At 62.8% G+C, this 26913-nt stretch carries 23 protein-coding genes and 1 pseudogene; 13 read left to right on the forward strand and 11 right to left on the reverse strand.

What is annotated here, in order from left to right:
- Window positions 1–228: 228 nt before the first annotated feature.
- Both P6U29_RS13840 and P6U29_RS13845 read right to left on the reverse strand, forming a co-directional pair.
- Window positions 229–471, reverse strand: a complete 243-nt coding sequence (locus tag P6U29_RS13840; protein ID WP_407118089.1) for an acyl carrier protein — start codon at window positions 469–471, stop codon at window positions 229–231.
- Window positions 458–2395 carry an HAD-IIIC family phosphatase gene (locus tag P6U29_RS13845; protein ID WP_407118090.1) on the reverse strand — a complete coding sequence of 646 codons (1938 nt, stop codon included), beginning with the start codon at window positions 2393–2395 and terminating at the stop codon, window positions 458–460. The genes P6U29_RS13840 and P6U29_RS13845 overlap by 14 nt, the downstream gene beginning before the upstream one ends.
- A gap of 110 nt (window positions 2396–2505) precedes the next feature.
- Here P6U29_RS13845 and P6U29_RS13850 point away from each other — a divergent pair, with 110 nt between their 5' ends.
- Window positions 2506–3090: a GNAT family N-acetyltransferase gene (locus P6U29_RS13850; RefSeq protein WP_407118091.1), complete on the forward strand. Its 585-nt coding sequence runs from the start codon at window positions 2506–2508 to the stop codon at window positions 3088–3090.
- A gap of 228 nt (window positions 3091–3318) precedes the next feature.
- A complete protein-coding gene (locus tag P6U29_RS13855; RefSeq protein ID WP_407118092.1) occupies window positions 3319–3717 on the forward strand; it encodes a VOC family protein in 399 nt (132 codons plus the stop codon).
- On the opposite strand, the gene P6U29_RS13860 is transcribed toward P6U29_RS13855, so the two are convergent.
- Window positions 3698–4795, reverse strand: coding sequence for a hypothetical protein (locus tag P6U29_RS13860; RefSeq protein ID WP_407118093.1), 1098 nt, complete (start codon window positions 4793–4795; stop codon window positions 3698–3700). The genes P6U29_RS13855 and P6U29_RS13860 overlap by 20 nt on opposite strands.
- Window positions 4796–5471: 676 nt before the next feature.
- Window positions 5472–5813 carry an H-NS family nucleoid-associated regulatory protein gene (locus tag P6U29_RS13865; RefSeq protein WP_407118094.1) on the reverse strand — a complete coding sequence of 114 codons (342 nt, stop codon included), beginning with the start codon at window positions 5811–5813 and terminating at the stop codon, window positions 5472–5474.
- 929 nt (window positions 5814–6742) lie between these two features.
- Between P6U29_RS13865 and P6U29_RS13870 the strand changes: the two genes are divergently transcribed.
- The gene (locus P6U29_RS13870; protein WP_407119323.1) at window positions 6743–7432 is read left to right on the forward strand and encodes a LuxR C-terminal-related transcriptional regulator; all 690 of its coding nucleotides are present in this window, start codon (window positions 6743–6745) and stop codon (window positions 7430–7432) included.
- Window positions 7433–7473: 41 nt separating this feature from the next.
- Here the strand turns inward: P6U29_RS13870 and P6U29_RS13875 are convergent, their stop codons facing one another.
- A complete protein-coding gene (locus P6U29_RS13875) occupies window positions 7474–7692 on the reverse strand; it encodes a hypothetical protein (RefSeq protein WP_407118095.1) in 219 nt (72 codons plus the stop codon).
- 289 nt (window positions 7693–7981) lie between these two features.
- On the opposite strand from P6U29_RS13875, the pseudogene P6U29_RS13880 reads away from it, so the two are divergent.
- Window positions 7982–8341 (forward strand): annotated as a pseudogene (locus P6U29_RS13880) (hypothetical protein); the annotation flags it as partial.
- 371 nt (window positions 8342–8712) lie between these two features.
- Window positions 8713–8946 (forward strand): hypothetical protein, encoded by a 234-nt coding sequence (locus tag P6U29_RS13885; protein WP_407118096.1) that lies wholly within the window; start codon window positions 8713–8715, stop codon window positions 8944–8946.
- A gap of 64 nt (window positions 8947–9010) precedes the next feature.
- On the opposite strand, the gene P6U29_RS13890 is transcribed toward P6U29_RS13885, so the two are convergent.
- Window positions 9011–9802: a Crp/Fnr family transcriptional regulator gene (locus P6U29_RS13890; protein ID WP_407118097.1), complete on the reverse strand. Its 792-nt coding sequence runs from the start codon at window positions 9800–9802 to the stop codon at window positions 9011–9013.
- A 524-nt stretch (window positions 9803–10326) separates the two neighbouring features.
- On the opposite strand from P6U29_RS13890, the gene P6U29_RS13895 reads away from it, so the two are divergent.
- The 3 genes from P6U29_RS13895 to P6U29_RS13905 all read left to right on the forward strand — a co-directional run bounded on the left by P6U29_RS13895 (window position 10327) and on the right by P6U29_RS13905 (window position 14293).
- Window positions 10327–11184, forward strand: a complete 858-nt coding sequence (locus P6U29_RS13895; RefSeq protein WP_407118098.1) for an SDR family oxidoreductase — start codon at window positions 10327–10329, stop codon at window positions 11182–11184.
- A 117-nt stretch (window positions 11185–11301) separates the two neighbouring features.
- Window positions 11302–11493 (forward strand): hypothetical protein, encoded by a 192-nt coding sequence (locus P6U29_RS13900; protein ID WP_407118099.1) that lies wholly within the window; start codon window positions 11302–11304, stop codon window positions 11491–11493.
- 478 nt (window positions 11494–11971) lie between these two features.
- Window positions 11972–14293 (forward strand): molybdopterin guanine dinucleotide-containing S/N-oxide reductase, encoded by a 2322-nt coding sequence (locus P6U29_RS13905; RefSeq protein WP_407118100.1) that lies wholly within the window; start codon window positions 11972–11974, stop codon window positions 14291–14293.
- Between the two features lie 551 nt (window positions 14294–14844).
- Here the strand turns inward: P6U29_RS13905 and P6U29_RS13910 are convergent.
- The 3 genes from P6U29_RS13910 to P6U29_RS13920 form a co-directional block, all read right to left on the reverse strand.
- Entirely contained in the window at window positions 14845–15819 is a 975-nt protein-coding gene (locus tag P6U29_RS13910; RefSeq protein ID WP_407118101.1) for a helix-turn-helix domain-containing protein, read from the reverse strand.
- Between the two features lie 217 nt (window positions 15820–16036).
- A complete protein-coding gene (locus tag P6U29_RS13915) occupies window positions 16037–16744 on the reverse strand; it encodes a hypothetical protein (protein ID WP_407118102.1) in 708 nt (235 codons plus the stop codon).
- A gap of 118 nt (window positions 16745–16862) precedes the next feature.
- Complete coding sequence (locus tag P6U29_RS13920; RefSeq protein WP_407118103.1) at window positions 16863–19706, reverse strand: ATP-binding protein; 2844 nt, start codon at window positions 19704–19706, stop codon at window positions 16863–16865.
- Window positions 19707–19744: 38 nt separating this feature from the next.
- On the opposite strand from P6U29_RS13920, the gene P6U29_RS13925 reads away from it, so the two are divergent.
- The 5 genes from P6U29_RS13925 (at window position 19745) to msrA (ending at window position 22632) form a co-directional block, all read left to right on the forward strand.
- A complete protein-coding gene (locus P6U29_RS13925; protein WP_407118104.1) occupies window positions 19745–19996 on the forward strand; it encodes a hypothetical protein in 252 nt (83 codons plus the stop codon).
- A gap of 37 nt (window positions 19997–20033) precedes the next feature.
- Complete coding sequence (locus P6U29_RS13930; RefSeq protein ID WP_407118105.1) at window positions 20034–20741, forward strand: sensor histidine kinase; 708 nt, start codon at window positions 20034–20036, stop codon at window positions 20739–20741.
- Window positions 20738–21427, forward strand: coding sequence for a VOC family protein (locus P6U29_RS13935; RefSeq protein ID WP_407118106.1), 690 nt, complete (start codon window positions 20738–20740; stop codon window positions 21425–21427). Before P6U29_RS13930 ends, P6U29_RS13935 begins: the two co-directional genes overlap by 4 nt.
- Window positions 21428–21555: 128 nt before the next feature.
- Complete coding sequence (locus P6U29_RS13940) at window positions 21556–21978, forward strand: OsmC family protein (protein ID WP_122402152.1); 423 nt, start codon at window positions 21556–21558, stop codon at window positions 21976–21978.
- Window positions 21979–22116: 138 nt separating this feature from the next.
- Complete coding sequence (gene msrA / locus P6U29_RS13945; RefSeq protein WP_407118107.1) at window positions 22117–22632, forward strand: peptide-methionine (S)-S-oxide reductase MsrA; 516 nt, start codon at window positions 22117–22119, stop codon at window positions 22630–22632.
- Window positions 22633–22648: 16 nt separating this feature from the next.
- Here the strand turns inward: msrA and P6U29_RS13950 are convergent, their stop codons facing one another.
- Together P6U29_RS13950 and P6U29_RS13955 are read right to left on the reverse strand one after the other, a co-directional pair.
- Window positions 22649–25492, reverse strand: a complete 2844-nt coding sequence (locus P6U29_RS13950) for an ATP-binding protein (RefSeq protein WP_407118108.1) — start codon at window positions 25490–25492, stop codon at window positions 22649–22651.
- A 253-nt stretch (window positions 25493–25745) separates the two neighbouring features.
- Window positions 25746–26906, reverse strand: coding sequence for an MFS transporter (locus P6U29_RS13955; protein WP_407118109.1), 1161 nt, complete (start codon window positions 26904–26906; stop codon window positions 25746–25748).
- Window positions 26907–26913 lie beyond the last annotated feature (7 nt).

The following is a 26913-nucleotide window of genomic DNA, read 5'->3' on the forward strand; positions in this document are numbered from 1 at the left end:
TATTTCGCTTGGGAAGCAATCGGCGCGTACACGAATGTCAATTTCTCTTGAAGGATGTTGCTGCTGGCGTCCTCTGAGCTCAAGAAGGGGCTTCCGCTCCCTCTCAGACGAACGGTCGCGGGAGCGGCTTTGCGAAGCATTGCGGCGTACGCCGACAGATCGGGGGCGAGACGCCAAGGAGCTGGCGGCGCGCCGCGTACTCCCGCGTTCTACCTTCGAGTTCAGCCCTTATGGCTCCATCCGTTTCGCGATCAGATCGGCGAACTCCCCCAGGGTCCGCGCCGCCTCGACCTCGCCAACACGAAATCGGACGCGAAACTTCTGCTCGACGGCGATGACGAGCGAGATTTGCATGAGCGAGTCCCACTCCTCGACATCGGCCGCCGAGAGCTCGGGCTTGGCCGCGACCTTCTCGATGAAGATCCCGTCGAATACCTCCTGCAGCTTCGCCAATACTTCAGCCTGCTTCATAAGCCCTCCGGGTCACGCGGATCGTTGTCGAGCGCATCTGATAGTTCTCCACCTCGAGCTCGAACTCTTTTCGGGCAGCGGAATCTTCCGTACGTGCGAAGCCGAACTCCTCGTAGATTCCGGCGACGATCCCGTTTTTGGCGGTCGGGAGATAAATGCCGCGCACTCTCGTGCAGCCGGCCACGTCTGCAAGTCGAAATATCTCGTTCATGATCTCGTCCTCGACCTGGCGTTTGAGCACGCGGCAGCTCATGAGCCAAGTATCGAGAATGAAGACGCGGTCCTCGATCTTTGCAATGACTACGGAGATGAGCCCGGAATCACCGAACCGATCCTCCAGTCGCATCGTGAAGCACCGGTAGTCCGGCCTTTCCAGAAGTCCCTTGATGTCTGTCTCGGACCGACGGACCGTCGTCAGGTTGAACTGGTTGCTGCGCGCGATCAGCTGGGCAATGCGGGGGACGTCGAGCGTTTCGAACTCCTTGATCGTGCCTCGCATCTCAAGCGAGGCGAGGTAGGCCGGCATGTCGGTTACGCTCGCCGCGAGCTCCGCACGTCGCCGTTCTTGCCTGTACTGCGCCGTCCGCTCCAAGTCCTCCTCGGTAACGTTCCGTGGCTCGAAATGTCGCCCGGCTTGGAGGCGGCCGATGAATTCGGCGGGGTCTGGCCCGAGGAGCACGCCTTCGACCTGGGGCTGAAACTGACGGACGATCTCGATTTCGGCCGGGTTGTCGTCGGCGAACACGAAGCTATCCAGACCAAGGCGGAGCTCATCCGCGATTCGCTGCAGGTTGTCAGATTTCGGGTCCCAATTGGCCTTAAAGGCCGCGAAGTGCTCCAGGCGGAGAACCATCTCGGGATGTTTCTCGAAAACCTCGACCGCGCGCGCATGGTCGTTCTTGCTGCACACCGCGAGCAGGACGCCGCGTTGGGAAAGCCCAAGCAGGTACTTCTGGAAAGCCTTGAAAGCTTCGCCGCGGGGAGAGGACTCGCCAAGCTCGATTCCCTCGACGCCGTCCTCCGCGATCACGCCGCCCCATAGCGTGTGATCGAGATCGATTGCCAATACCTTCTTGGGACCTTGCTTCCGAGAGGCGATCAGATGGCTTAGCTCTTGCGCGACGTCGACCAGAAAGTCAGGTGAGCCGAGTTGCTTCGATTCATACCACGCTCGCGCGTCCGCCGCGGCTGCGATCCCTCGGCGCGCCGAGAGGAACTCGACGTCACAGATTTGCACCTCCATTGGGGCCCGGAGCCCGAGCTCGAGGTTTACCGCCTTTCGGAAGCTCCAATCGGCACCAAGCGTGCGTGAACGAAACGAGCCGAGGTCGAGTTCGCCGGGCAAGGCGAAATTGGCGAGGATCACCGCGGCGCCTGAGCGCGTGGTGAAAGTCTGCGCGAGGTTGAGGAGGTATTCGGCAGCGCCGACCGCGGCTTCGCGCTGATGTTCCACGGCATCGAGGAGCGAACCGGAAATCCGGCAGTGGTTCGCGTTCGGCAATATGAAGACGAGATCCGGCTTGAAGGTGTAAAGTGGGCTCGAGCTGTCGAGGATTTCCGAGACGAAGTTGTCGTAATCGCCGAGGAAGCGTTCGCACTCGACCCCACGAATGGCCAGGAGATGTTCAACCAGTTCGTGTAACGGATAAAGGTTGTAGCCGCCGATCAAGGCGAGGCGGAGTCTTGGCCGGACGCTTTCCGGCGCATGGAACTTCGCCTTTTTTCGGAGCGTCGACAGAAAGAACAGCTCGGAAAAGCTCGTCGCTTGCCGCGAGCGGGCGGCGAGATGCCCCCAGAACGTGGCATCGCCAGACAACGCCAGGGACTTGAGGTCGGCGTCATTGATGGGCCGGTCCGGCAATACGGGTACAGCAGCGAGAATGGTGGAGCCTCCATCAAGGACAGCGTCATCATTGATTGTCATTCACGTTAAATAATGATAAAGCTCGGGTCAATTAAATATATTTAAATGGCTTATTATCGTGAAATAAATAGATGGCGGTGCACATGGGATCGGAGTCGCCGAGCACAAGCATGCTTGCCACCAAGGCTGAGAATCTCAAGCGGCTTCCCGAGGGAAATAACCTGCTCCTGCGAGAGGTCCGGCTGGAGGACTCCGCGCAAATCATCGCTTGGCGGAACGATCCCATTCTCGGCAAGTTTCTGACCCGCGAAAGGCTGACCTTGGCCCACCAGGAGGGGTTTTTCCGGAAGTATCAGGCAAGGGGGGATGACTACTATTTCATTGCCGAATTCAAGCGCTCGAAGAAGCCGGCCGGCAGCATCGCCCTTGCGAACCTGGATTTCGCGGCGAGACAGGGCGAAGTCGCGCGGTTGATCGTCGATCCCGGCGCGCGCCTCTTTCTGGCAGAGATATTCGACCTGCTATTCGAGTTCGCATTCGAGCGGCTGGGGCTTTCGGTCGTCGTCGCAAACGTGCAGAGTAAGAACGCGCCCGCAAAGAACTTCCATATTCGCCTTGGTTTCCAGATCGAGAAGATTGCGCCGAAGGCTTGGTGGAACGGCGATGACGTGATTACGTTTCGGATGTCGCGCGAAGATTATCCGCGGTTGAAGCAGGCTTGGTCGGCGCTGCTCCTCGATGCGCGCGAAAGTTAAATTTTCCGAGCCGAGGCGACGGATTCACGCTGGAGTTGGGACCTGTCTGGCTTCTGAGCGCCTCATGACAGCGTCTCGCTCATGGATCCCCTGGCTCTTCCGGTCGGCGCAGCGGCGCAGGAAAGTTCGTGTCGATGACCTGCTCGCGAGGATCGAGAGTCATGGTAATTTTTAGTCCGGCCGAACTGGCCGGTCTCCTTGTGCTGGCAAGGACAAGAGGAACAGCAGATGGATCTGCATTTTCATCATGTGGGAATGGCGTGCCGAAACATCGCGGCGGAGTTGCCCGAACTCGCGGTGGCTGGCTACAGTCCCGAAGGACCTACGTTCGAGGACCCGATCCAGCAGGTTCGCATTCAATTCGTATCAGGCGGCGGTCCGCGCCTGGAGCTCATTGAGCCGGCCGGCGCGCAATCCCCGGTGGCTGGGGTCCTGAAGCGTGGCAGTAAATTCTACCATCTCGCCTACGAAGTGGCTCGCTTCGACGACGCGATCGCTTGCTTCAGGGCGCAGCAATATCTTCCGGTATCGTCACCTGCGCCCGCAGTTGCGTTCGACATGCGCCGCATAGTGTTTCTCGCCTCCGCGACGCGCACGCTCATCGAGCTCATTGAGGCGAAGACCTAGCATGAATTGGCGGTTGATCGGAATGCTGCGCAACGATTTGCGCGAATCCGTCAGACGAAACAGTTCCGCTGCGCCGAACCCACTCGGCAGCGCGTAGCCCGCCTGCCTGCAGTCTCACGATCGGTTCAGGACCGATCTCCGACAGCAGAATGCCCATGTGTCCAAGTCCTGGAGGTGCTGTTGGCCAAACGCCCAGGCCATTTGCTGACAATACGGTTCGATCCATATCGCCCCAAAACTGCACGACAATGGCACCATCGGGCGCGCACGCAGCGAGGTGAGCTGCTTCCGGCGAACCGATACGAGGCTCGGCCGCCGGGCGCAGCGCAACGATGATTGCATCCCACTGGTCGCGATACACGGTCTGTACGTCGTCGAAGACATCCACGCTCGCTCCGGAGTTCGCAAGACCGGAGCGAAGCGAGCCAATAAAATCATTGTCACACACCACAGCAATGCGATTCTTGTAAACGGATAAACCGCAATCATGCAGCTGCTTCACGCACAGCGGACCGAGAAACGAGAAGACATCGACTGACGGGTGGCGCTCGTTTACGCCGACGATCGGAATTCCGCGCCGCAAGCATGCTTGCATGTCGAGGTCCTTGGGGCGAAATTCCCAGGCCTCGAACATCAAGGCGATGACGGCCTCCTTTGGCAGCTCATCAATGAGCGCAGCGGTAAGAGGCCGAAGGTGGCCGCTATTGGTTACGATATCCGTCTGATGGAGGATATCCGGGGTGATCTGCTCCAGGACGTCGATGCGATTGGCCACACCGACGGAATCTGCGAGCTGCAGGGTCTGTTCCCTGGCTTCAGCTGAAGTGCCGTGCCGCGTAGTTCTCGTAAAGGCATAGACGTGCCTGGCGCCGGCCATCGCTGCGATAACGGCCGTCACGGCATACGCGCCGGTCGCAGCCTCGGTGAGAACCGTTAGTTCCGAAAGGTCTAAGAGAGTTTCGGTGAGGGCGCGGCTCATCAGGGCGCCCAGACGCGGCAATGAGAAGCCCGGTCGGAAGGCGGTGTCGAAGCCAGATCGCAATTGCCTGAACGCTGCACCGGCCTCGGCTCCGATCATGGAACTGCCTCTCGTTTTCGCCAGTTGCGAACCGCGGTCGTTGGGCACGTGTGCTGTGGCTGCTCCAGCCTCGTTTTGCGCCGAGGCGGCTAAAGAAGCGATGTACCCATATCATTTAATTCTTTAAAATTATAATCGCTCTAGTTTAAAAAAGTCAAACGCGTCATGTGCATATAATGCGTTTGGCATAAGCTGCCCCCGGATTTCGGGAGGTGCGTTGCAGGCTGCGCTATGCGTAGGAGTTCATCTCAACGCCCTGCGTGCGACGGGAGCGTCGGTGCGATGGCACTCAAGATGTTATTGCGGTGCAAATAATTTAAATGTTGAGATTAACATATTTAACTTGCGAGGTATCCAAATCCGCTTATTATCTGTCGTCGACGATCGTAGGGATAGCGCCGATGACCCAACTCCACACCGACAGTGATGACCGTCGTGAGTTCTTGAAGGGCTGCGGAAGATTTGCCGCTGTCACTCCGCCTGCAATGGCTCTGCTGCTCTCGACCTCTCTGACCTCAACCGCCATCGCCAGTTCTGGGGGGCGAATTGTGCAGGGCAACAATGGCAAAGGCAACGGTGGTAGCGACGGCAGTCCTAATGGGAAAGAGGATGTTACTCGCTAAAGCGTCGCCTGTGGCCCAGTCCTGACACTTTCGGCCCGTCAACACTCGGAGGTTCACCCGGCCCGGCGGCGCCTTTGCCCGGACGGGCGGTCGATCAGAAGATCGTTCAGCTTCTTGCCGGCGCGAAGCTGCGCCTTCAGCCATCGAGGCTGCTTACCGCGTCCCGACCAGGTTTCAGATGGGTTCTTGGGGTTCTGGTACTTCGGCAGCACGGGAGGGTAGGGGCGCCGCGCACGTCCCTCGTTCTGAGCCCCGGGATTCCCTTCTATCCTGCGAAGCCGTTCTTCGAGCTTGGCTTTTTCCGCGGTCATCCTGCGTCCAAGGACCGTGGTCACTTCATCATACAGCCGCCAAAGCTCCGCCGTCGTGGCGGATGTCCAGTCGTCCTTGTCCATGGAAGCCGTCCCCAACTACTTCCGTCTAAAACGAAGGTGGAGGGGATATCAGGTCGAAGCCCGCTCCGGCAAGTACGTTCCCGTTCGCCCGATGCGCAGTCCAACACTTGTTGGTGCGCTACCGGCTCGAGCCGGCCGTCCGACCGAAGGGGCGTCTCCCGAGTGCCCTCCGTCGGGTGGGCCGCCTTTTGCCAAGCAATCGCTGCTCGGCCTTGGACACGCGACTACGTAAGTTCTGCAATTCGGTGAATTGAACGATGAGAGCCTGGTGAGTTTGACGCAAAACAGCTGAAGAATACATGTGACCACCTACTCATTGCCAACGATGCCCCGTAACCGCTCATTGAAGTTGCTGAATTGACGAAGATGCAGCTCCAACTTGGGTGACCGGTTGTCATCGGTGCTACACGGGCTGCGATCAGACTATTTCCGTGCTTGATTACGCAGCTTCACTTTGGTGAATAGTATTACTTTTCCCTCCCTTCCAGAGGCGAGGCTTGTCGAATGGCCTCGCCTTCGCCGAAACTTCGTCGAATGTTAGATTTGAATCGTGAATGTCCCAATATATCGTTCGTAATAAAGGCACCAACGAGGTTAATTGGATGTTGGTCATAATAACAAGGCAACCGAACGGTGCTCAGATATTCTGTGGGGGAATCTGTTGATCGAATCCATCAGGCTCCGTCAAAAGAGCGTTGTTTTCGTCCAGGAATTTGCAGCCTTGAATTTTGCGGGGAGAACCGCATTCTTACGGTGCTGCGCGTATTGCTGCTCAAGTTACGTTACCGCAGCCATCGACATTGCCGGGCCGTCTAAGACTTGAGACGGTGCGACGTTATGCCCGAGCGGACTGGTTATCCTCGCGTTTCAAAAGTGATTGTTGGATTAAACGGCTGCACGGGGGGTTGTCAGCAATAGGCAGGGGAAGCATGCGCCGCATCAGAATTGTCATCGCGGATCGACACCCGATCGTCTTGCAAGGGATCAGGAGCGTTCTTGCGACGCAGCGTGATTTTACGATCGTTGCGTCTTGCAGCGATGGTGCAAGCTGCATTGAGGCAATCCGATTTCTTGTGCCGGACGTCGCGCTTGTCGATGCTGCACTGCCCGATGTCAGCCGGCAGCAGGTTCTCGGTGCTGCAAACGCTGCAGGCCCACGCCCCGCGGTAGTCTTCTTCGCCGGCATCGCGGCCGATTGTGACTTGCAAAGGCTGGCTTTGGGTGGCGCCTGCATCGTCCTCTCGAAGGATTCGGATGCCGAGATGCTGGTCGCAACCCTGCGGAAGGCCGCTCAGGGCCAAGTTGCGGCCTCGCCGAGCAACGGGCAGGCCAACGAGGAGCCCCGCGCCGATGAGAAGCCCCTGACACAATTGACGGACCGGGAGCGGCAGATCATGCGGCTCGTGTCGGAGGGGCTATCGAACAAGGAGATTGGGCGTCGGTTGAATCTTGCCGATGGTACGATCAAGGTCCACCTGCATCATATCTTCCAGAAGCTGGATATCAGCAATCGTACGGTTCTTGCGGCGTTGGCGATTTCGCGAAACGAGCTGCATGCCGCGCCACATGAGGTGGATTCCCCTGATCTGCTGCATCAGGATCCCGCCAGCGCGAAATGACGAGAACCTCTGGCGTCTTTCGGAGCGTACGCGGGGGCGGGCTATTGTGGCGCCAGATGCTCAGCCATGTCGCGGCAGGCCCCTTCGGCCTCGGCTAACGTTCGAAAGGGCGAGCCGCCAATCTTGATTGCGGCTTGGTTTTTGTAGAGCGGACGCCAACTTGCCAGATAGCCGGAGCGTCCGTGAAAGCCCGGACCTTCGGGACTTTCGAAACTGATCACGAACGAGAAACCCTCGCTGGTCGCGCTCCAGATCTCCATGTCCCGGACGGACCGATGGAATTGCAGTGACATCGCAATGATCCATTCTAGCCGAGCCTGCGCTCGATTCTGTTAAATGCAAATTAACCATATTAAATGGCGAGCGCAACTCGAAATCGCGCGCGAGCGGCAGGGGGTTGCGCCAGGAAGTGGAGGCAGGAGCACGGAAAATGCCGGCGACCTGTCAGCGGCGCACGTTAAGTAACCCCATTCAGGCAAAGAAAATTCTTGGTTGAAAGGTCATTTAATATATAATACCGTAAATAAAATTTTAAATCGAGGAGAGCGCATCGTGACCCGGGACGACAACGGAGATGACGACCGGCGGGCGTTTTTGAAAGCCTGCGGAGGATTTGCGGCCGTGACACCCCCAGTGATGACCCTGCTTCTATCCACTTCCCTGACCTCGAGGGCCATTGCACGTTCCGGCGGCCTGCATGGAGGGACGCAGAACGATAGAGGGCAGTCGTTCTTCGATAACGATCGATCGTCCGCGGCCGGGCCGGGGAGTTCCAGCGGCGCGTCATCAGGGGGTGGGGGAGCACCTGGCAGCCTCTCCGCTGGATCATCTCGCGCCGGAGGGACATCCGGCGGCGGCGGATCCGGCGGTAGCGGCGGGTCTGGTGGTGGCGGAGGAATTGCGAAAGGGCCTTTCGCAACCGGCGGCAGCTCTGGAATTCCAAGCGCAAATGGCGGACTCGATTGCGCAGACGAAGACGAGGAAAAGCGCAAGGCCAATTGCCCCGGAACTAACACTCGGATTTCGAGCGCAACCGAATCCAGCCGATAGGAGTCGTCTCGGCCCAATGTGTAAGCCAGCGGGCCGCCGTCGGCTTGGCAAGCCCGGGGACTTTGCCCCGACAGCTAAAACGTCGGCCGAGCGTCTCCTCGATGTACAGCCGCAACGCTTTTGTGGACGCAACATGCCAAATGTTAGTGCGATTATCCCAGGATTGCATAGTTTTCCCGATTCTCAAGAATAGGCGACTTCTCCCTAAGACCTCGATCAGGAGGCGTGCGATGAATACCCGCGTTCGAGCGGAGAATCCTGCGGCTGTGCTTCAAGAGCGTCTCGACGCGCTGGTCACCCAGCTCGTGGAGCTTGAGAAGCTCAGAGAGCGGGTGGGTCGAGAAGAGAATCGTCAGCGCAAGCTGCGCAGGGCGGGCAGTCCCCCTAGCCGTGTTCCGATCTGCGAGCGGCCGTTCCAGCTTCGCACCGGCAAAGCTCATGCCCGTGCTGCTTGCTCGCAATAAATCGGGCTATTGTGACGGGCGTCCCAGGACGAATGGATGACGAGTTCGCGAAAGCGAACCGGCTCTATGAGCCTGTCCCGGCTATTCGGCTACCGGGCGAGCGGGAGGCGCTCCGCGCAGGAGCGCCATGAACGAGCCCGACCGCGCCGTGCGAGACTATCCGATCGATCCTGCGGCTCATGATCTTGTAGCACTCGCATGCCACGGCTTCGAGCCGCGGCCGATCAATCTCAAGCTGGCCGCGTCGATTGGATTTCAGCGCTCGTGATGCGCGCATTGTGCTCACGACATGTGTGACGGTGGTGCGGCGGACACCCAGCAACTCCGACAATGTTTCCTGGGTCAGCGGGAGGAGATCGCTGCCATTTGCCCGATCGTGAATGTGAAGCAGCCAGCACGCTAGGCGGGCTTCGACGGAATGTAGTGCATTGCAGGCCGCCACGTGCTGAAGTTGCGTCAACAACGATCTCGTGAAGACCTGCACCATGGAGGCGATTTGGGGGCTGCGGTGTTGCGCTGCCAGGAATCGCGCGGGCGAGATCTGCAGCGCGGCCCCTGATATGCGAACGACCGCGGTCGCGGGCGAGTGGGATGCGCCAAGCGCTGACGTCAGGCCCACAGCCCCCTCATGGCCGATGATCGCCGTGGCGACCGTCTGCCCGTTCGGCAGCTCCATGATAGTGGCGATCGCGCCGGTGAGCGGGAAGAGAAGATGTTCAATCCGATCGCCCGATCGGACGAGCACGGAATCACGTTCGATCACGACTTTCCGCAGATGAGGTGCAAGCAAAGCAAAATCTGCCGGCGGCAACGCTGCTAACAACCGATTACCAACTCTTGTCGCGTGGTCCATCATGGGATTAGCCCCCGACGGATGCCCCGGCGCTCGAACGCATGCCGGTGTCGAGCTGCCCTGCAGACTCCAGCTCAACAGCAAGCCAACTGGCCAACCACATATATGGTTCCTATGACGAATGGTGAGCATGCCGCTACCCGACAACCGCACACCGCGGCGGAGATCTGCCTCCAGCTCCCGCTGGCGTTCGGCAGGACCGCCGCGGGCATGACAACGGATCGCATCAACCTTGTCGCGAGCAGGGTGCGCGAGGGCTGAAGAGCGCTCTTGGCAGGGACCGCTCTCCCGGCAAGCTCTTCGGGCGCGAATTACTGAAGCACAAGGCGCGGACTGCACACGCGCTCTGAATCGCCCAGTGCTTCCAAGACATGAGTCCGCTGCCGCTTCGTGTGTGAACCCGGCTGCTCTCCTCTTGAACACGCTGGAGCAGCAGGGTTTCCTGACCGCGAATGGCGTGCAGACCCTGTCCCAAGGAACACTTTCGGCGGCGCTCCGTTAGCGCAGCAAATGCCGGGAGGTTGTCCATGATCGACTATCCGAAGCCGCCTTATCCTGCGCAGCGGCAACCGATGCCCGGCTCGACGCGTGCGATGCAGCCTCAGCCGGATCATGGTGAGAAGAGTTACAAAGGCGCCGGGCGTCTGGCGGGAAAGAAGGCGATCATCACGGGCGGCGACAGCGGCATCGGCCGCGCGGTGGCGATCGCCTTTGCGCGAGAAGGCGCTGATATCGTCATCTCCTATTTGAACGAGGACGAGGATGCGGCCGAGGTCAAGGCGTTGCTGGAGCGAGAGGGACGCAAGGTTGTCCTGATCCCAGGCGATATCCGCAATCCCGAGCACTGCCGGGCCATCGTGCGTCGCACCGTCGAGGAGTTCGGCGGAATCGACATCCTCGTCAACAACGCGGCCCATCAGGCTACGTTCAAGGACATCGCCGACATCAGCGACGAAGAGTGGCAGCGGACGTTCGAGACCAACATCCACGCCATGTTCTATCTGAGCAAGGCCGCCGTCCCCCACATGCGGCCAGGAGCTGCGATTATCAACACGGCCTCGGTGAACTCCGACATGCCGAATCCGCTCCTGCTGGCCTACGCCACGACCAAGGGAGCCATTCAGAATTTTACCGGTGGGCTTGCCCAGATGCTGGCCGGCAAGGGCATTCGGGTCAACGCAGTTGCCCCCGGTCCGATCTGGACGCCGCTGATCCCGTCGACCATGCCGGAGGAATCCGTCAAAAACTTCGGCAAGCAGGTGCCGATGCAGCGCGCCGGCCAGCCGGCTGAGCTCGCGACGGCCTATGTCATGCTGGCCGATCCGCTCTCGAGCTACACCTCAGGAGCAACGCTGCCCGTCACCGGTGGTAAGCCGTTCATGTGATCGGGTGTTCCTGTCAGCGGAGAGGAGAATCGCGCAAGGACCGTGTCGGCGCCGCGATGGCAGTGGAACGCGGTGCGACCGCGGCTGTTCCACTCCCGTGCAGATCAGGAGAGCCGAATGAGCGATGGAGTGGATCATCTTGCGGGCCTGCTCGGACGTGCCGCGATGGAGGTGTGGGGCGACATGCCTCGCGACATCCAGGAAGCGCTGTTCGAGACCGCCATGAAGGGGCGCGCGACGGAGCGTGAGGAGCTCGCGCGGTTGCTGCACGAGCGGCATCCGCGCACGCTGCATCCGGCTCGACCGTGATGATGCAGCCGGCGGGAACGATCGCGCGAGCTCCTGATTGGTGAATCGTCTGGCGCGCTGCCGAACGGCCCAATGAGGCTGCAGCACGCGCATCGCCCAATCGTGATCAAATCTGTGAGCCGATCGACGTGACTGAGATGAATATCGAAAAATGGTACGACCCGATCTCGGAGCGGTGGATCGTGCCTCGCGAAACACCCACCATCGCTGCGTGTGATCGGTCAAGCGCAGAGAAGGTGCCGGAGACCCACAAGAGGGCAGAGGCGCAGCGGATCTGGGAGCTGCTGGTCGATTGCTGCGCACGCGGATGATGCAGGTGCAGGTCCTTGCTGTGACGCTCGGTGTCCGGCGCCCCTGAGGCTGGCTTTGCGCGGGGCAGGCAAGCGTTTCCGTCAACGCTGATCTCGACGACGTCCGGAGCGGATCGGTATATTACCCCCCCCCGATTTGCAGGCCGGAGCGGAACAAGGATCAGATGATGGATGATACGATTGGCTTTCCCGACCCCGGTCTCGACCTGTCGGACGGCTTCAAGCCGCACACCTCGCATTGGGGCGTGTTCTCCGCGCGTCAGGGCGCGGCCGGGCTCGAAGTCAGGGCCTATGCGGGCGACCCCGATCCGAATGGCATCATCGACAATTTTCCCGGCGCGCTCCGCCATCAGGCGCGCATCGCCCAGCCGGCGGTTCGCCGCGGCTGGCTCGAGCGCGGGCCGGGCCCCGACGATCGCCGCGGCCGCGACGAGTTCGTCTCCGTCAGCTGGGAGAAGGCGCTCGACCTCCTCGGTGACGAGCTGACGCGCATCCGTGACACGCGCGGGCCGGGCGCCGTGTTCGGCGGCTCCTATGGCTGGTCGAGCGCGGGCCGCTTCCATCACGCCCAGAGCCAGGTGCATCGCTTCCTCAACATCGCGATGGGCGGCTATGTGCGCTCGGTCAACACCTATTCCTCGGGCGCGTCCTCGGTGCTGCTGCCGCAGATTCTGGCCGGCTACGAAGACATCACCAAACGCAACGTCACCTGGGAGCAGATTGCGACCGAGAGCGAGATCGTGCTGGCATTCGGCGGCATGGCGCTGAAGAACTCCATGGTGGCCGGCGGCTCGATCAGCAAGCATGTCGAGCGCGGCGCCATGGCAGCGGCGCACCGGCGCGGCTGCGAGTTCATCCTGGTCAGCCCGCAACGCGATGATCTGCCGGTCGAGGCCGGCGCCGAGTGGATGACCTGCGTGCCCGGCACCGATACCGCGCTGATGCTCGGCATCGTCCATACGCTGGTCAGTGAGAACCTGCACGACCAGGCCTTCCTCGATCGCTACACCGCGGGCTGGCCGGTCTTCCTACGCTATCTCAACGGGGAGAGCGATGGGCAAGCCAAGCACGCCGAATGGGCCGCCGCCATCTGTGGTGTCGAGGCGGATGCGATCCGTAAGCTGGCGCGGCGCCTTGCCGGAAAGCGCGCGCTCATCACCGTCTCGCATTCGCTTCAGCGCGCCGAGCATGGCGAGCAGCCGGTGTGGATGGGCATGGTGCTGGCGGCAGTGCTCGGCCAGATCGGTCTTCCCGGCGGCGGCTACGCCTATTCGTTGGGAGCGATCGGCTATTATGGCCGCCGTGTCAACGACGTGCCGGGCCCGACGCTGGGGCAGGGCCGCAACGGTGTTGCCGATTTCATCCCGGTGGCGCGCATCGCCGACATGCTGCTCAAGCCCGGCAGCACGTATCGCTATAACGGCGAGACGCGCACCTATCCCGACATTCGTCTGGTCTACTGGGCGGGCGGCAATCCCTTCCATCACCACCAGGACATCAACCGCCTGCGCAAGGCATTCGCGCAAGTGGATACGCTGGTCGTGCACGAGCTCGCCTGGACGGCTACTGCCCGTCACGCCGACATAGTGCTGCCCTCGACGATGACGCTGGAGCGGGAGGACATCGGCTATTCCACCAACGATCCGCTGATGGTTGCGATGCACCGGATCGCCGAGCCGTTCGGGCTCGCGCGTGACGATTACGACATCTTCGCCGATCTCGCCGAGCGTCTCGGGGCGCGCGAACCGTTCACTGAAGGGCGCACGTCGCGAGACTGGCTGAAGCATCTTTACGAGCCGACCCGCGCCTCGCTTGCCAAGCGTGGCCTGGAAGCGCCCGATTTCGACGAGTTCTGGGCGCGCGGCAGCCTGGTCGTGCCGCAACAGCCCGACGACGGCGGCCGGCTGCGACGCTTCCGCGAGGATCCCGTCAATCACGCCCTGCCGACGCCGAGCGGGCGGATTGAGATTTTCTCGGCCAAGATCGCGGCTCACGGCGATGCGGATTGTCCGGGCCATCCGATCTGGCTGGAGAAGACCGACATGCCCAAGCCGGGGGCCCCGTGCTTCCTTGTCGCCAACCAACCGGTGACGCGCCTGCACAGCCAGCTCGATTTCGGCGGACATTCGCTTAGCTCAAAGCATCGCGGCCGCGAGATCGCGCGCATGAACCCGGTTGATGCGGACGCGCGTGGCATCAAGGACGGCGACATCATTCGCCTGTTCAACGCGCGCGGCGCGTGCCTGGCTGCGGTCCACGTCACCGACGGCATCGCGCCCGGCGTGGTCCAGCTTCCAACCGGCGCCTGGTACGATCCGATGGATCCCGAGGACGAGGCGCCGCTCTGCGTTCACGGCAATCCGAACGTGCTCACCCGCGACGTCGGCACCTCGTCCCTGGCGCAGGGCTGCACCGGTCAATTGACGACCATCGAGGTCGAGAAGTTCACCGGCAATCTGCCGCCGATCCGCGCGTTCGATCCGATGTAGGATTTGGCTCGAAAGGTTGGAGCGACGAAGCTCTGGCGAAATCAGCCGTGAGGATGTGGACGCGTGTCTGCACCACACACTCGGTGTCACCGCCCGGCTTGACCTGGCGATCCAGTACCACGAGACGGTTGTGATTGAATCGAGAGGCCCCGGCGTACTGGATTCCGCGCTTGCCGCCTATGCTAAAGCTTCGGCGCTCCTGGACCTCAACCCCGGCGAAGCCTTGGCGCAGCCGGGTCGCGGGGAATGACAGAGGTGTTTGGACTACGAGGGCCATACCTCAGTGACGACTTGGGAGAAGCGAGCCTCAATCCTCGATTCGTACCCCGGACGCAATGCAGCGTCTCTTCGACGATACGCTGCAGAGCCGGGGCCCATCTCACCGCGCGCTACCGTGTCGCCTATTGGGTCCCCGGCTCTGCGCCGCAACGCTCGCGCGTTGCAGCTTGTCCGGGACACGAGGTCCTGCAGCCGTGAGATCAATGCGGGAGCATCGAACAAGAAGGGAGCGTATCTCGCAATTCCTATCGTCCGCCCGTCGGCCGGATCAGCTACGCGGCTGCGCTGGCGATCCAATCCCGATCCGGAAGCGCACGCCGCCTCGGCCGCGCTTCGGCCTCGGGCTGTCCGCCGGCGTTGACGAGGCGCCAGCGCGCCGGCGATTGACCGCTGATGCGCTTGAAGACGGTGGAAAAATGCGCCTGCGTGCTGAAGCCGACGACAAGCGCGATCTCCGCCAATGGCCGCTCGGTGGTCGCGAGCAGCGCCTTCGCATGCTCGACCCGCTGCGTGAGGAGATATTCGCGCGGACGGTAGCCGGTCGCGGCGCGAAATTGTGCCGCAAAGTGCATCTTGGAGAGGCCAGCGACATTGGCGAGCTCGGACAGGCTGATGCAGCGGTCGAAATGTTCGGCGATATACTGCTCCACGCGCCGCAGCCGCCATTTCGGCAAAGCATTGACCCTGACGCGCGGCAGCTCGATCCGGGTGAGATGCATCGCCAGGGTCTGGCCGATGCAACGCGTGAACTGCCGGTCCGCGGCATCACCATGTTCGATCAGCGTCTTGGCGAGCTCCGCAGCGAGCGGATCGCGCAACAGCACGAGGTCATTCAGTCGGTCGGCATGCGCCGGAAGATGATCCGTGGAGATGTGGACGTGAAGGAAGGCACACGGCGACTGGAATTGCGCGCCGAGAGGCTGCGACGGCGCGGTGACATACAGCGACCCCGCCGGCATGGTGCCTTCGAAGATGATCCGGCCGTTCCGTGTCAGCTTCGCGCGCGTGGTCTTCAGGGCAATGCCGACGAAATAGCGATCCTCCGGCGTCGTCGCTTCGTGCGACGAGGTGCTCCGCGGGTCGTCCCATCGCGAGATCGTGATGCCCTCACTCGCCTGCTCCGGCGTGCGATCGATCCGACGCCATTGGCTCTCGCGGGGAATCGCCCGTGTTGCGCGAATCTCATGATCTCGCGCGGCGGCCGAAAGATCAATCCAGGCATGCGCCGCGTGCAAATTGATCGACATCGTTCGTCCTCTCCGGGCTTCGCTGCCGTTTGCAACGGCCGGCAAACGCGCAAACCCAATGCTTTCCATGCTGAGAGGATAGACGTGAGCTGGCCAGGACGCCCGTTAGTGGTGATTAGGATCTGTTAGATTTTGTGCGTGTGCGTCGGGTGTGACAGCTCGTCGCAGGAGCGCATCTTCGACGCTCGCAAATCCGATACACTTGAGGCCGTCAGCGCTACTCGAAGACGGCGTCGAAGATCTCGACATCCATCAACACGGGCTTGGTGATGACCGTTCCATCAGGCTGCAGGGTCTGCGCGCGCCGAAGTGTCGGCACAACGATGCCGCCGAAGCTGTCATGAGCCCAGGAGTGGTGTGCGACCTTGATACCGAAGAGATCGTGGTCCGTCCGCCGTTGCAGGGCGCTCTCGTCGAAATAGAAGATCTGTTCAGGCGCGAGCGTGATGAGGTGCGAGGGGAATTGCGCCCGCAGCCGCCGCCACGTCTCAGTGCCCTCACGCCAGGGCGACAGCTCCTCCACCACGACATCGGGATAGGCGAGCAGGAATGGGTTGGTCAGATAGTTCCAGATCGCGACGCCGCAGAAGAAGACGAGATGCAGTTCGTCCGCAAGCGCAGGCAAGCCGACCTCGGGGAACGCAAGGCTCGGGTTGCGCCAGGTCCGCAGGACTTCACCGTCCAGGCTCTCGATCGTGATCGCGTCGGGTTGAAAGGAGCCGGAGTATTCGCCTCCGGTGATACCCGTGAACCGGAGCGATTGCGTGCGGGTCGAACCTTCCGCGGTCACATCCTTGAATTCCCGGGCGTGTCCGGCGCTGGAGAACAGCGATCCGCCGACGGAAAGGTGGAGCGTAAACCGGTTCAAGCTGTTCCAGCGGGCCAAGCCGCCGCTGGCATCGATTACATCGTCAAGAAGCGCCATATCCCGCCATGTCCACCATGAAGTGTTGCCACCATGGCGGGGCGTATGCGGCTTGGCGTGTTAGAAGTTGTTAGGAGTTGCGAGCGGGCACTTAGGCGATATCCCGTTGAAGATGCTGTCAATTCAGAGTACCCAGCAGCTCCCTTGCGGCAACCAGATCGCGCGTCTCTAGCCCCTCTTGGTAGCGCGCGACGAGTGGAGCGAGCAGGTCGCGTGCGTCGTCGGCTTTTCCGGCCTGGCGCCAGATGCGGCCAAGGCTGATCGCGCCGCGTAGCTCCCAGCCGACCGCGTATTGTCGCTGCGACAGGTCGAGCGATTGGCGCAAGACGTTCTCGGCCTCCGCGATATGGCCTGCCCGTACGAGGATGTCGCCCTTGACCCTGAGCATCTCCGGCATGTCAAAGGATTCCCCATGATCGGGAATCTCGGCAATCGCCTCATTGATCGTCTGCAACGCCTCATCGTGCCGATTCTGGGCAACGAGACCCTCCGCGAGCGCCGTCGCAAACACGGTCGTCATGATCCGGTGCCGTGTCGCGTATAACGCGGCCTGACTGCGGCGAAGGTGCTCGATGCCCCCGGCAATGTCACCGCGGCGCAGCTGGAGCTCGCCTTTCTGGCCAATGCCGACCGCGTGATAGGGGCCGAGGAAGTGCCGCGCCGAATGATCGATCAGCCGCTCGATCAGAAGTTCGGCGTTATCCCAGTCGCCGACCCAGAGGAACACGTAAATCGTCCAGATCAGGGAGATGCCGAGGGTGAGCGGCTGTTCGAGCAGCTCAGCTTCGCGAACCGTGTATTTCGCCGCTTCGATCGCCCGCTCGGGCCGGCCGGTGAGCCAGAGGCCCCGCGCCAGCGCCACCAGCGCGACGATGCGGTCGTCATACCCGAGATGCCCGATGTTCAGCCGTTGCGAGTCGGGATTGTGCACCATCGCGCTCTCGCAGAACCGAACCGCCTTGTCCTGGTTGCCGATCAAATGATGCGCCACGCCAAGCATCCATTCGACGTTCAGCGTGGCGGCGGGATCGTTCAGCTTTCGCGCGACGCTCTCGCCTTGTTCGCCGGTTCCGAGCGCGCCGTGAAAATCTCCGACCCTGGTCAGATAGATGTGCAATCCGCGCAGCAGCCAGAGCTGCCAGTGTAGGTCCTCGAGCTCCCGGGCAAGCTGGAGACTGCGCGTGAACGCCGATCGGACCGCGTCGGTATTGCCCTGCGTGAACATCACGGAGACGCCGAGCGCGGCCTGCAACGTCATCTCCTTCCGGCTGTCCACGGCACTCGTATCGAGTGACGCCAGCGCATGCTGGGTCCAGCGGTAGCATTCCGTCAGCAAGGTGAGTTCGAGGAAGAACTGCGCCGCCGAGGCCGCCAGATCGACGCCGAGCGTCCGATCGCCGCTTTCCGAAAAGCTGAAGGTCAACGCGGCCCTGACATTCGGCAAATGGTCGGCATAGGGGAGGAAGCCGCCCGCGCTTTGCATGCCCGTGGATTTGAGGGCAATGTCGTGCAGGAAGTCGCGGAAATATTCGGCGTGGGCGCGCGCGACGCGGTCCGCTTCCCCGTTCTCGACGAGCTTGTCCGCAACGAAAGCGCGGGTTGTATCGAGCAGACGATAGCGCAGCCGCCGCTCCGCCGGCGAGGTCGCGATCAGGGATTTGGAGAGCAGATTTGAGATCGCCTCGACCGCTTCGGGCTCGCTGATCCCCTGGCGGGAGGCGACGGCCAACGCGGCCTCCAGCGTGAACGGTCCGACGAACACCGACAAGCCGCGCAGCGTCGCGCTTTCGGCCGGTGGCAGCAGGTCGTAGCTCCAGGCCAGCGCCGCGCTCAAGGTCTGGTGCCGCGGAATCGCGGTGCGTCGCCCCCTCCAGAGCAGCGAGAAGCGGCTGTCCAGCAGCGAGGCAGTCCCGGCAATGCCATAGGCGTTGACACGTCCGGCCGCGAGTTCGATCGCGAGCGCAATGCCGTCCAGTCGCCGGCAGATCTCGGCGACGAGCGGGGCATCCTCCTCGCGGAGCTCGAATTCGCTCAAAGTTTCGGCAATGCGTTCCACGAAGAGCTGGCTTGCGGGATAGGCCAGGATGTCGGCGATGCCGAGCCCCTCGCGCTGCGGCGGGCAGTCCAGTGGAAACAGCCGATGGACGCGCTCACCTTCGGCGCGAAAGGATTCGCGGCTGGTGGCCAAAATATGCAGCTGCGGCGCCTCGCGGACGAGGCGCTCGGCCAGAGGAGCGAGTTCGTCGAGCATGTGCTCGCAACTGTCGAACACCAGCAGCATCCGCCGGCTGCGCAGGACCGTTAGCAGGCCCGGTATCGGATCCTCGGAATTGACGGTCTGACCTAGCGCGGCCGCCATCGTCCCGGGGACGAGCCGGGCATCGGTCAACGCGCCGAAATCGACGAAACACACCTGGCCGTCGAAGCTCGCAAGCTCGCCCTGCGCGACGGCGAGTGCGACCGACGTCTTGCCGATCCCGCCGGGGCCGACGATCGTGACGAAGCGATGCTCGGCAAGTTCAGTGGAGATCCTCTCGACCGCATCGTCCCGTCCGATCATCTTCGCGAGCGGCGATGGCAGGGAGGGCGGCGAAGCGACGGGCGGGCTGGTCCGGCTCTCCGATGCGGCAGGCCTGAGCAGCGGAGCCGCGAAACAATAGCCGCGTCCAGGGACGTTGACGATGTAGCGGGAGCCTTCGCCGGCATCGCCCAAAGCCTTGCGCAGCGTCGTGATGTGGAAGCGCAGGCTGCCTTCGTCGACGTTCACGTCGGCCCAGATGCGCTTGATCAGCTCCCGCTTGTCGACGACCTCGCCGGCGCGCTCGGCGAGAAAAATGAGGATGTCGAGCGCACGGCCGCCGAGGTGAAGCGGGGCACCGTCCTTCTCGAGCAGCCGTGATTTCGCGAACAAGCGGAACGGCCCGAAGGCAATGACCGAATCCTGCTCGTTAGTGTCCGGCACGGGCCAATGATTCCAGTGAATGAGCTGAAGTCGGCAGTTTGATCTACCAGATCGAGACGTTCAGTAAACTGGCCGAAAGTGGCGAAATCGCGTGGCGACGCCCGCGCGCACCGGCAAGTCCGTCGCAAATTTTGTTTAAACGCGAGCGGTTTACAGGCGACCGCGACAATTCGTCAGCGTGCCTGACCGTCGATGCACGGGTCGTCCGCCGCGAGATTGCGGGCGCCGCCGATCATAACAGAATCTTGCAACGTCTAACGGGCAAAACGCGCCCGCCCCATCCAGTATAGCCTTCGAGTTAGATGCTATTCCAACGGGGAGGCTATGATGTCCGGTATCGGCGCCAGGCCGAACGATCATGTCGCTCGACCTCAGTTCGTTGCCAGTCTCGATGATCAGTCGCGTGATTGGGAGCTCGTGCTGCGGGAGTCCCACCACCGCATGAAGAACACGCTGACGCTGCTGGGTACGTCAGTTCGCCGCGACTTCACGCGCGCGGCTACGCGGGAGGTGTCGCTGGCGGTGGACCGGCTCGAGCGGCGCATCGTCGCCTTCGGCCGGCTCTATCAGCTCCTGTCGGACAGCCACGATCCGTCGGCGGTCGCCGTGGAGCCGTTCTTCGAAAATCTATGCGGGGCCCTCTCCGAAGCGGTGCTGGAGCCGGCAGGCATTCGCTGCGAAGCCGCGATCGAGCGCGGCAGGCTGCCAGCTGCGCAATGTCATTACCTCGCGCTGATGCTGACGGAGCTGGTCACGAACGCGGCAAAGCACGCCTTCCCGAACAAGAGCGGTGCGCTGATCCGCATCGAATTGGCGAGCCGCGACGGCGCCTGGCTCTGCACAGTCGCGGACAACGGCATTGGTGCGACCGGTCCGCTTCAGGGCACCGGCAGCCGTATCCTCGAAGGGCTCGCACGCAGCATCCATGCGCGGTTGCATAGCGAGATGGGGCAGGGCGGCACGCGCGTGACCATCGTGATGCGCGGCCGTCGCATGAAGGACAGCCTCAACTCACACCACGGGAGTTCGACATGACTACAATCGAAATCGAGCGCGAAACCGGAGCCAGGCCCTCGACATCGCGCAGCGTCGATATGAAGCTCGAGATCGTCGTGATCCCCGTATCCGACGTCGATCGAGCCAAGGCGTTCTACGCGCGCCTCGGCTGGCGGCTGGACGCCGATTTCGCGTCGGGAGATGACTGGCGCGTGATCCAGTTCACGCCGCCCGGCTCGGCCTGCTCGGTGATCTTCGGCAGGAACGTGACCGCCGCAGCGCCCGGCTCGGCGCAAGGCCTGTACCTGATCGTCTCCGATCTGGAAGCGGCCCGGCAGGACCTGCTCGACCGTGGCATCGAGGTCAGCGCGCCATTCCACGGTGCCGGGGACGTTCATGCCGGGCCCGACGAGCCGTATCTGTTCGGCAGCGTTCGGGTCGGCGGTGTCGATCCGAAACGCGGGAGCTACAGCTCATTCGCATCGTTCAGCGATCCCGACGGCAATGGCTGGCTGTTCCAGGAGGTCACCACACGGTTGCCCGGGCGCATCGCCGGCGACGGCGCGACATTCGCGTCGGCGGCCGATCTGGCGGCGGCGCTGCGCCGTGCCGCGATCGCGCATGGCGAGCACGAGACGCGGACCGGCGGGCACGACGAGAACTGGCCGGATTGGTACGCCGACTATCTCGTCCGCGAGCAGGCGGGCCAGGAGCTGCCAACCTGATGCAGCTGCATCCCTGGTCCACGCCGCCCGACGATCAGGTCGTCGCGCGCCGGCGACAGGCGGTCACGCGGATGCCGCCTTCCACCGGTACGGTGGGCCGGTGCTGAATTCAAACAAGGAGAATTGAGATGATCCGCAAGGCAACGGCAGTCTGGAAGGGCACCGGTCGCGACGGGACCGGTCATCTCTCAAGCGAATCCGGCGTGCTCGCGCAGACGCCCTATTCGTTCAAGACCCGCTTCGAGAACGAGAAGGGGACCAATCCCGAGGAGTTGATTGCGGCGGCGCACGCCGGCTGCTTCACCATGGCGTTGGCCTTCGGCCTTCAGATGGCAGGATTCACTCCGGATGAGCTCTCGACGGAGGCAGCCGTCACGCTCGAGCCCGAAGGCAAGGGCTTCAAGATCAGCAAATCCGCGCTGACGCTGCGGGCGAAAGTGCCGAATCTCGACGATGCCGGCTTCGCCCGCTTCGCCGGCGAGGCTGAGAAGAACTGCCCGGTGTCGAAGGTGCTCAACGCCGCGATCACCCTCGACGCCAAGCTGGTTTAGAGGTGATCGCTTTGGGTCCATCCGGTTCCGGCAGCCGGGTGGACGCGCGTGCAATGCGTGGCTTTCGGCCAGGCGGCCGAAAGCCTATATGATGCGATAGCTGTAGAACGGGCAGAGCGATCAATTGGGAGCGGACAGATGACGACAGAGCGCGCAGTTTTGGCCGGAGGCTGCTTCTGGGGCATGCAGGATCTCATCCGCAAGCAGCCGGGCGTGATCTCCACCCGCGTCGGCTACACCGGTGGGCACGTGAAGAACGCCACCTACCGCAACCATGAAGGCCATGCCGAAGCGATCGAGATCATATTCGATCCCGCCAAGACCAGCTTTCGGAACATGCTGGAGTTCTTCTTCCAGATCCACGATCCCACCACGCTCAATCGCCAAGGCAATGATCTGGGCACCAGCTATCGCTCCGCAATCTTCTACACGAGCGACGAGCAGAAGCGGATCGCCGATGACACCATTGCCGACGTCGAGGCGTCTGGCCTGTGGCCCGGCAAGGTGGTGACCGAGGTCGCGCCCGCGGGCGAGTTTTGGGAAGCTGAGCCCGAGCATCAGGATTATCTCGAACGTTATCCTGACGGCTACACCTGCCACTTCATCCGGCCCGGCTGGAAGCTGCCGCGGCGTGCGGCTGCGGTGGGAGGTTAGGGCGCGCCGCTGCGCGTCAGTTCCGGAGTTGCGCCGTCAATTCGTGCGCAATGCGCATGTCGGCGATCTCGGCGCCCTCCGTGAACGACCCGGAGGCAGTCTCCAGAACGGTCAGAGCGTCCGTGTTCTGGCCGGCCCTCATCTTGAGCCGCGCGAGGCTGATCGCGCAGCGCAACTCCCAGAAGCGCGCGCCCTGCTGGCCGGCAATCTCCATGGCCTCGCGAAAGCGGGCCTCGGCGTCCTCTGAATGCCGCGCGCTCCTGAGCATCAACTCTCCCTTGATGCGGATCAGTTCGGGCAGATACCAGAGCTCCTGCCGGTCGTTGCAGCGGGTCAGGACGTCCTCGATCACGTCGAGGCCGCGGTCGACCTGGTCGGCTTCGCCAAAGCACGCCGCTAGCTCGCCAAGCAGGGGAAGAAAGCGCGGCAGGAAGCGCGCATCGCCGGCGCGATTGAGTTCTTCGCGCAGCAGCGGCAGGCCGATCGCGACGTCGCCGCGCTTGGCGACGACTGCCGCATTGAAGGCCCTTGCCCACAGGCCCCACAGCCGGATCGCGTGTCGCTCGGTGTGCTCGAGCAGCTCGCTGCCGTGGCGTTCCGCGGTGTCGAGCTCGCCGGCCCAGAAGGCGATCGGGCAGGCGGCCTGTCCCAGCACGCTGCAGAAGGTGAGGGCGTGGCCGTTGGCCCGGCCTTCCTCGATGTTTCTTGCAGCCAGCGCCTGGGCCTGGTCGGCGAGACCCTGCAGCCACAGGATGCGGGCGCGGAAATATTGCGTCGAGATCCTGAGATCGAGCGGGAAGATCTTCGGCCTCCCTACCAGCACGTGCAGCGATGCGTTGACCCGGTCGATGCGCTGCCGCGCGTCGTTCTGGTCGCCGAGATAGTGCAGCGCGACAGCCGTGAGCCGGTCGCCCAGCATGAGGTCGGTCTTATCAGGGGAGTTCGCTGCCGCGCTGGCAAAACGATCGGCGAATGCACGGGCCTTGCCGAATTGCCCGTTGTTAAACTGGTCGATGCACAGGCCCCACAGCGCCCGCAGCCGGAAATCCTTGTCGTCGAGCCTGTCCGCCAGCGCGAGAGTCGTCTCCAGGATCGGGCGCGCCTCGCGTGCGCGGCCTTCGCCATACATCAGTGACCAGCCGAGCGCGGACAGCAGCTGCATGCGGGTGCGATCGTCGCCCCCGGTGTCTCCGAGCGCTGCAAGCGCCGTTCTGGTGCGTTCGCGGCATTCGGCGAACAACGAGAGGCGCACCCACAGCGTGACCGCGGCCGCCGTCAGCGCGATGCCGAGCCTTGCGTCGCCTTCGGGTGCGAAGGCCCAATCCAGCGCCGCGCGCACATTGTCCAGCTCCCCCGCATAGATGCTGAGCCATTCGGGCAGCGGTGTCGATGTATCGGCCTCCGCCTGCTCGAAGAAATCTCGAAAATGCTCGGCATGACGCCGCGCGAACTGCCTGAGTTCACCGAGCTCGTTCAGCTTCCCGAGCGCGTAGGTGCGCGTGGTGTCGAGCAGGCGATAGCGCAGCGTCCGCGAACCGGATGGCGAGATCAGCGATTTGGTGACCAGGCTGTCGATCGCCTCCAGCGTCTCCGACGTGCTGAGGCCCTCGCCGGATGCGACCGCGGCGGCCGCCTCCGGCGCGAATGGACCGGCGAACACCGACAGTCGCCGCAAGGTGGCGCTTTCCGCCGGAGGCAAGAGGTCGTAGCTCCAGTCCAGGGCCGCGGCGAGTGTCTGGTGCCGCGGCACGGCCGTGCGCCGCCCCCGCCATTGCAGCGAAAAGCGGCTGTCGAGCAGGGAGGCCGTGCCGGCGATGCCGTACGCATTGACACGGCCCGCCGCGAGCTCGATCGCTAACGCAATGCCGTCGAGGCGCCGGCAGATATTCGCGACAAGCGGCGCTTCTTCCGCGCTGAGCTGGAACGGACCCGAGCTCTGCGCGATTCGCTCGACGAAGAGCTGAGCCGCGGGATAGGCGAGGACCTCGGCGACATCGAGGCCCTCGCGCTCCGGCGGACAATCCAGTGGGAACAGCCGAAAGATCCGCTCACCTTCGCTGCGGAACGACTCGCGGCTGGTCGCGAGAACGCGAAGCTGCGGCGCTTCGCGAACGATGCGCTCCACAAGCGGAGCCAGCGTGTCCAGCACATGCTCGCAGCTGTCGAAGATCAGCAGGGCCGGTCCGGTCCTCAGAAATGTCAGAATGGCCGGCGTCGGATCCTCCGCGCTGACGGCTAGTCCGAGAATCGAGGCGATGGTGGTCGTGACGTGGCTGGCATCCCGCAGCGGGCCGAAATCGACGAAGAAGACGCGCCCGCCGAAATCCGCGGAGCGGCGATGCCCGACCGTGACGGCGACAGCCGTCTTGCCGATACCGCCCGGGCCGACCACCGTCATGAAGCGATGCAGCGTCAATCCGGTCGAAATCTTCTCGATGACCTCCTCTCGTCCGATCATCTTTGCAAGCTGAGCAGGCAGGGAGCGAGGCGTGACGATTTCGGCTGAGGTTGAGGGGACCGGCGGAGCCGCTTGAGCGAACGGCGCGACAAAGCAATAGCCGCGGCCGGGCACATTGAGGATATAACGGGCCGACTTGCCGGTATCGCCGAGTGCCTTGCGCAGTGCTGCGACGTGGAAGCGCAGACTGCCCTCGTCGACATTCACGTCGGCCCAGATACGCTTGACCAGCTCCCTCTTGTCGATGACTTCACCGGGGCGCTCGGCAAGCAAAATCAGAATATCGAGCGCGCGGCCGCCGATATGAAGCGGCGCCCCCTCCTTCTCCAGGAGCCGGGACTTTGGAAACAGCCGAAATGGCCCGAATGAAATCTGCGAGTCGTGACTACTTTGAGCTGGCACGTGCCATTGCCCCCTCGACGGGAGTCAAAAGGTATTTCGTTGTGGTCTAGCAGAACGACGCGTCCAGTAAACTGGCCGAAAGCCGCATGGCAGACAGACCGGCGCAGATGGCTTGAACTTGCTTTGGCCTGCCAAAATAGTCCCTGTGAAAGAAGAGTTTAGGTTGACATGCCAAGACGATGGCCTTCACTCGCGCCCCCGCATGGGACCATTGCGGCTCCTGGCCCTTCCGTCCATAAATTCGGAAGGCCGCTCACGCATCGACGTGCGACATCTGGCGCTGCTCCGCCGTGACGATCCGCGCCGACAGCGTGACGAGACCCATCAATGCGGCAAGCAGCCAAAATGCCATCGGCAATCCGCCGAGCTGTGCGACGAAGCCCACGCCGGCAGGGCCGAGCAGGACGCCTGCGTAGCCTGCCGTCGTGATCGCCGCGACCGCAAGTCCAGTGGGCATCACTGTTTGCCGCGCCGCCCGGCGGAATAGCACAGGCACGAGGTTCGACGCGCCGAGCCCGATCAGCAGGAATCCGCCGAGGGCGATCGCGGCAACGGGCGCCGTGAGCAGCGCCACAAAGCCGACGATCGCAATGAGGCTGCCCCACAGCAATGTCGTGCGGTCCCCGATGCGCGCAACGACCGCGTCGCCGCTGAGCCGGCCGATGGTCATTGCGATCGAGAACACGATGTAGCCGACGCCGCCTTGCGCCTCGGTGACGAGCCCGGCGCCGATCACGAGCAGCGCGCCCCAATCGAGCATCGCGCCTTCGACCAGGAAGGTGATGGCGCCGAGCAGTGCAAGCAGCAGCACCGATCCGTGCGGCAGCACGAACAGTGGACCCTCCTGCACCTGCACCGAGCGAAGCAGGCGCGGCCAGGTCACCAGCATCGCGATCAGCATCAGCACGGAGCAAATCAGCGTGCAGGCGAGGGCGCCGAGTTGCAGCGAGAGCAGCGCCGTCATCAGCGCGGATCCGGCGAAGCCGCCGATGCTGAACAGGGCGTGGAAGCCGGACATCAGCGGGCGTCCCGCGGCGCGCTCCACTTCCACGGCGTGAATGTTCATGGCGACGTCGATCGAGCCGAGCGCGGCGCCGAACGCAAGGAGCGCCAGAGCCAGCGATAGGGGCGAGCTTGCGATCGCGAGCAGCGGCAGAACCAGTGTAAGACCGAGCCCGCCTGCGATGATGATCGGCCTGCTGCCGTAGCGCGCGCTGAGAACGCCGGTCAGCAGCATCGCGACGACCGAGCCGATGCCGAGGCTGAGCAGGAGCAGCCCGAGGACCCCGTCGTCGACGGCGAGCCGCGCCTTCGCGAACGGCACCAGCGGCGCCCAGCACGCGATGCCGAAGCCCGCAACGAGAAAGGCAAGCCGGGTCGCAAGGCGCGTCGCCGGCCGGTCGGCAGAAGACATGAGAACT

This window comes from Bradyrhizobium sp. LMG 9283 (genome assembly GCF_045571415.1).
Lineage (GTDB): Bacteria > Pseudomonadota > Alphaproteobacteria > Rhizobiales > Xanthobacteraceae > Bradyrhizobium.

Bases quoted from the DNA above. Each gene is read 5' to 3' on its own strand.
- P6U29_RS13955 (WP_407118109.1), bottom strand. From the start codon at position 26,906: ATGTCTTCTGCCGACCGGCCGGCGACGCGCCTTGCGACCCGGCTTGCC.
- P6U29_RS13940 (WP_122402152.1), top strand. From the start codon at position 21,556: ATGATCCGCAAGGCAACGGCAGTCTGGAAGGGCACCGGTCGCGACGGG.
- P6U29_RS13890 (WP_407118097.1), bottom strand. From the start codon at position 9,802: ATGATGGACCACGCGACAAGAGTTGGTAATCGGTTGTTAGCAGCGTTG.
- P6U29_RS13855 (WP_407118092.1), top strand. From the start codon at position 3,319: ATGGATCTGCATTTTCATCATGTGGGAATGGCGTGCCGAAACATCGCG.
- P6U29_RS13930 (WP_407118105.1), top strand. From the start codon at position 20,034: ATGTCCGGTATCGGCGCCAGGCCGAACGATCATGTCGCTCGACCTCAG.
- P6U29_RS13875 (WP_407118095.1), bottom strand. From the start codon at position 7,692: ATGGAGATCTGGAGCGCGACCAGCGAGGGTTTCTCGTTCGTGATCAGT.
- msrA (WP_407118107.1), top strand. From the start codon at position 22,117: ATGACGACAGAGCGCGCAGTTTTGGCCGGAGGCTGCTTCTGGGGCATG.
- P6U29_RS13840 (WP_407118089.1), bottom strand. From the start codon at position 471: ATGAAGCAGGCTGAAGTATTGGCGAAGCTGCAGGAGGTATTCGACGGG.
- P6U29_RS13895 (WP_407118098.1), top strand. From the start codon at position 10,327: ATGATCGACTATCCGAAGCCGCCTTATCCTGCGCAGCGGCAACCGATG.
- P6U29_RS13865 (WP_407118094.1), bottom strand. From the start codon at position 5,813: ATGGACAAGGACGACTGGACATCCGCCACGACGGCGGAGCTTTGGCGG.
- P6U29_RS13910 (WP_407118101.1), bottom strand. From the start codon at position 15,819: ATGTCGATCAATTTGCACGCGGCGCATGCCTGGATTGATCTTTCGGCC.
- P6U29_RS13935 (WP_407118106.1), top strand. From the start codon at position 20,738: ATGACTACAATCGAAATCGAGCGCGAAACCGGAGCCAGGCCCTCGACA.
- P6U29_RS13915 (WP_407118102.1), bottom strand. From the start codon at position 16,744: ATGGCGCTTCTTGACGATGTAATCGATGCCAGCGGCGGCTTGGCCCGC.
- P6U29_RS13850 (WP_407118091.1), top strand. From the start codon at position 2,506: ATGCTTGCCACCAAGGCTGAGAATCTCAAGCGGCTTCCCGAGGGAAAT.
- P6U29_RS13905 (WP_407118100.1), top strand. From the start codon at position 11,972: ATGGATGATACGATTGGCTTTCCCGACCCCGGTCTCGACCTGTCGGAC.
- P6U29_RS13885 (WP_407118096.1), top strand. From the start codon at position 8,713: ATGAATACCCGCGTTCGAGCGGAGAATCCTGCGGCTGTGCTTCAAGAG.
- P6U29_RS13870 (WP_407119323.1), top strand. From the start codon at position 6,743: ATGCGCCGCATCAGAATTGTCATCGCGGATCGACACCCGATCGTCTTG.
- P6U29_RS13845 (WP_407118090.1), bottom strand. From the start codon at position 2,395: ATGACAATCAATGATGACGCTGTCCTTGATGGAGGCTCCACCATTCTC.
- P6U29_RS13860 (WP_407118093.1), bottom strand. From the start codon at position 4,795: ATGATCGGAGCCGAGGCCGGTGCAGCGTTCAGGCAATTGCGATCTGGC.
- P6U29_RS13900 (WP_407118099.1), top strand. From the start codon at position 11,302: ATGAGCGATGGAGTGGATCATCTTGCGGGCCTGCTCGGACGTGCCGCG.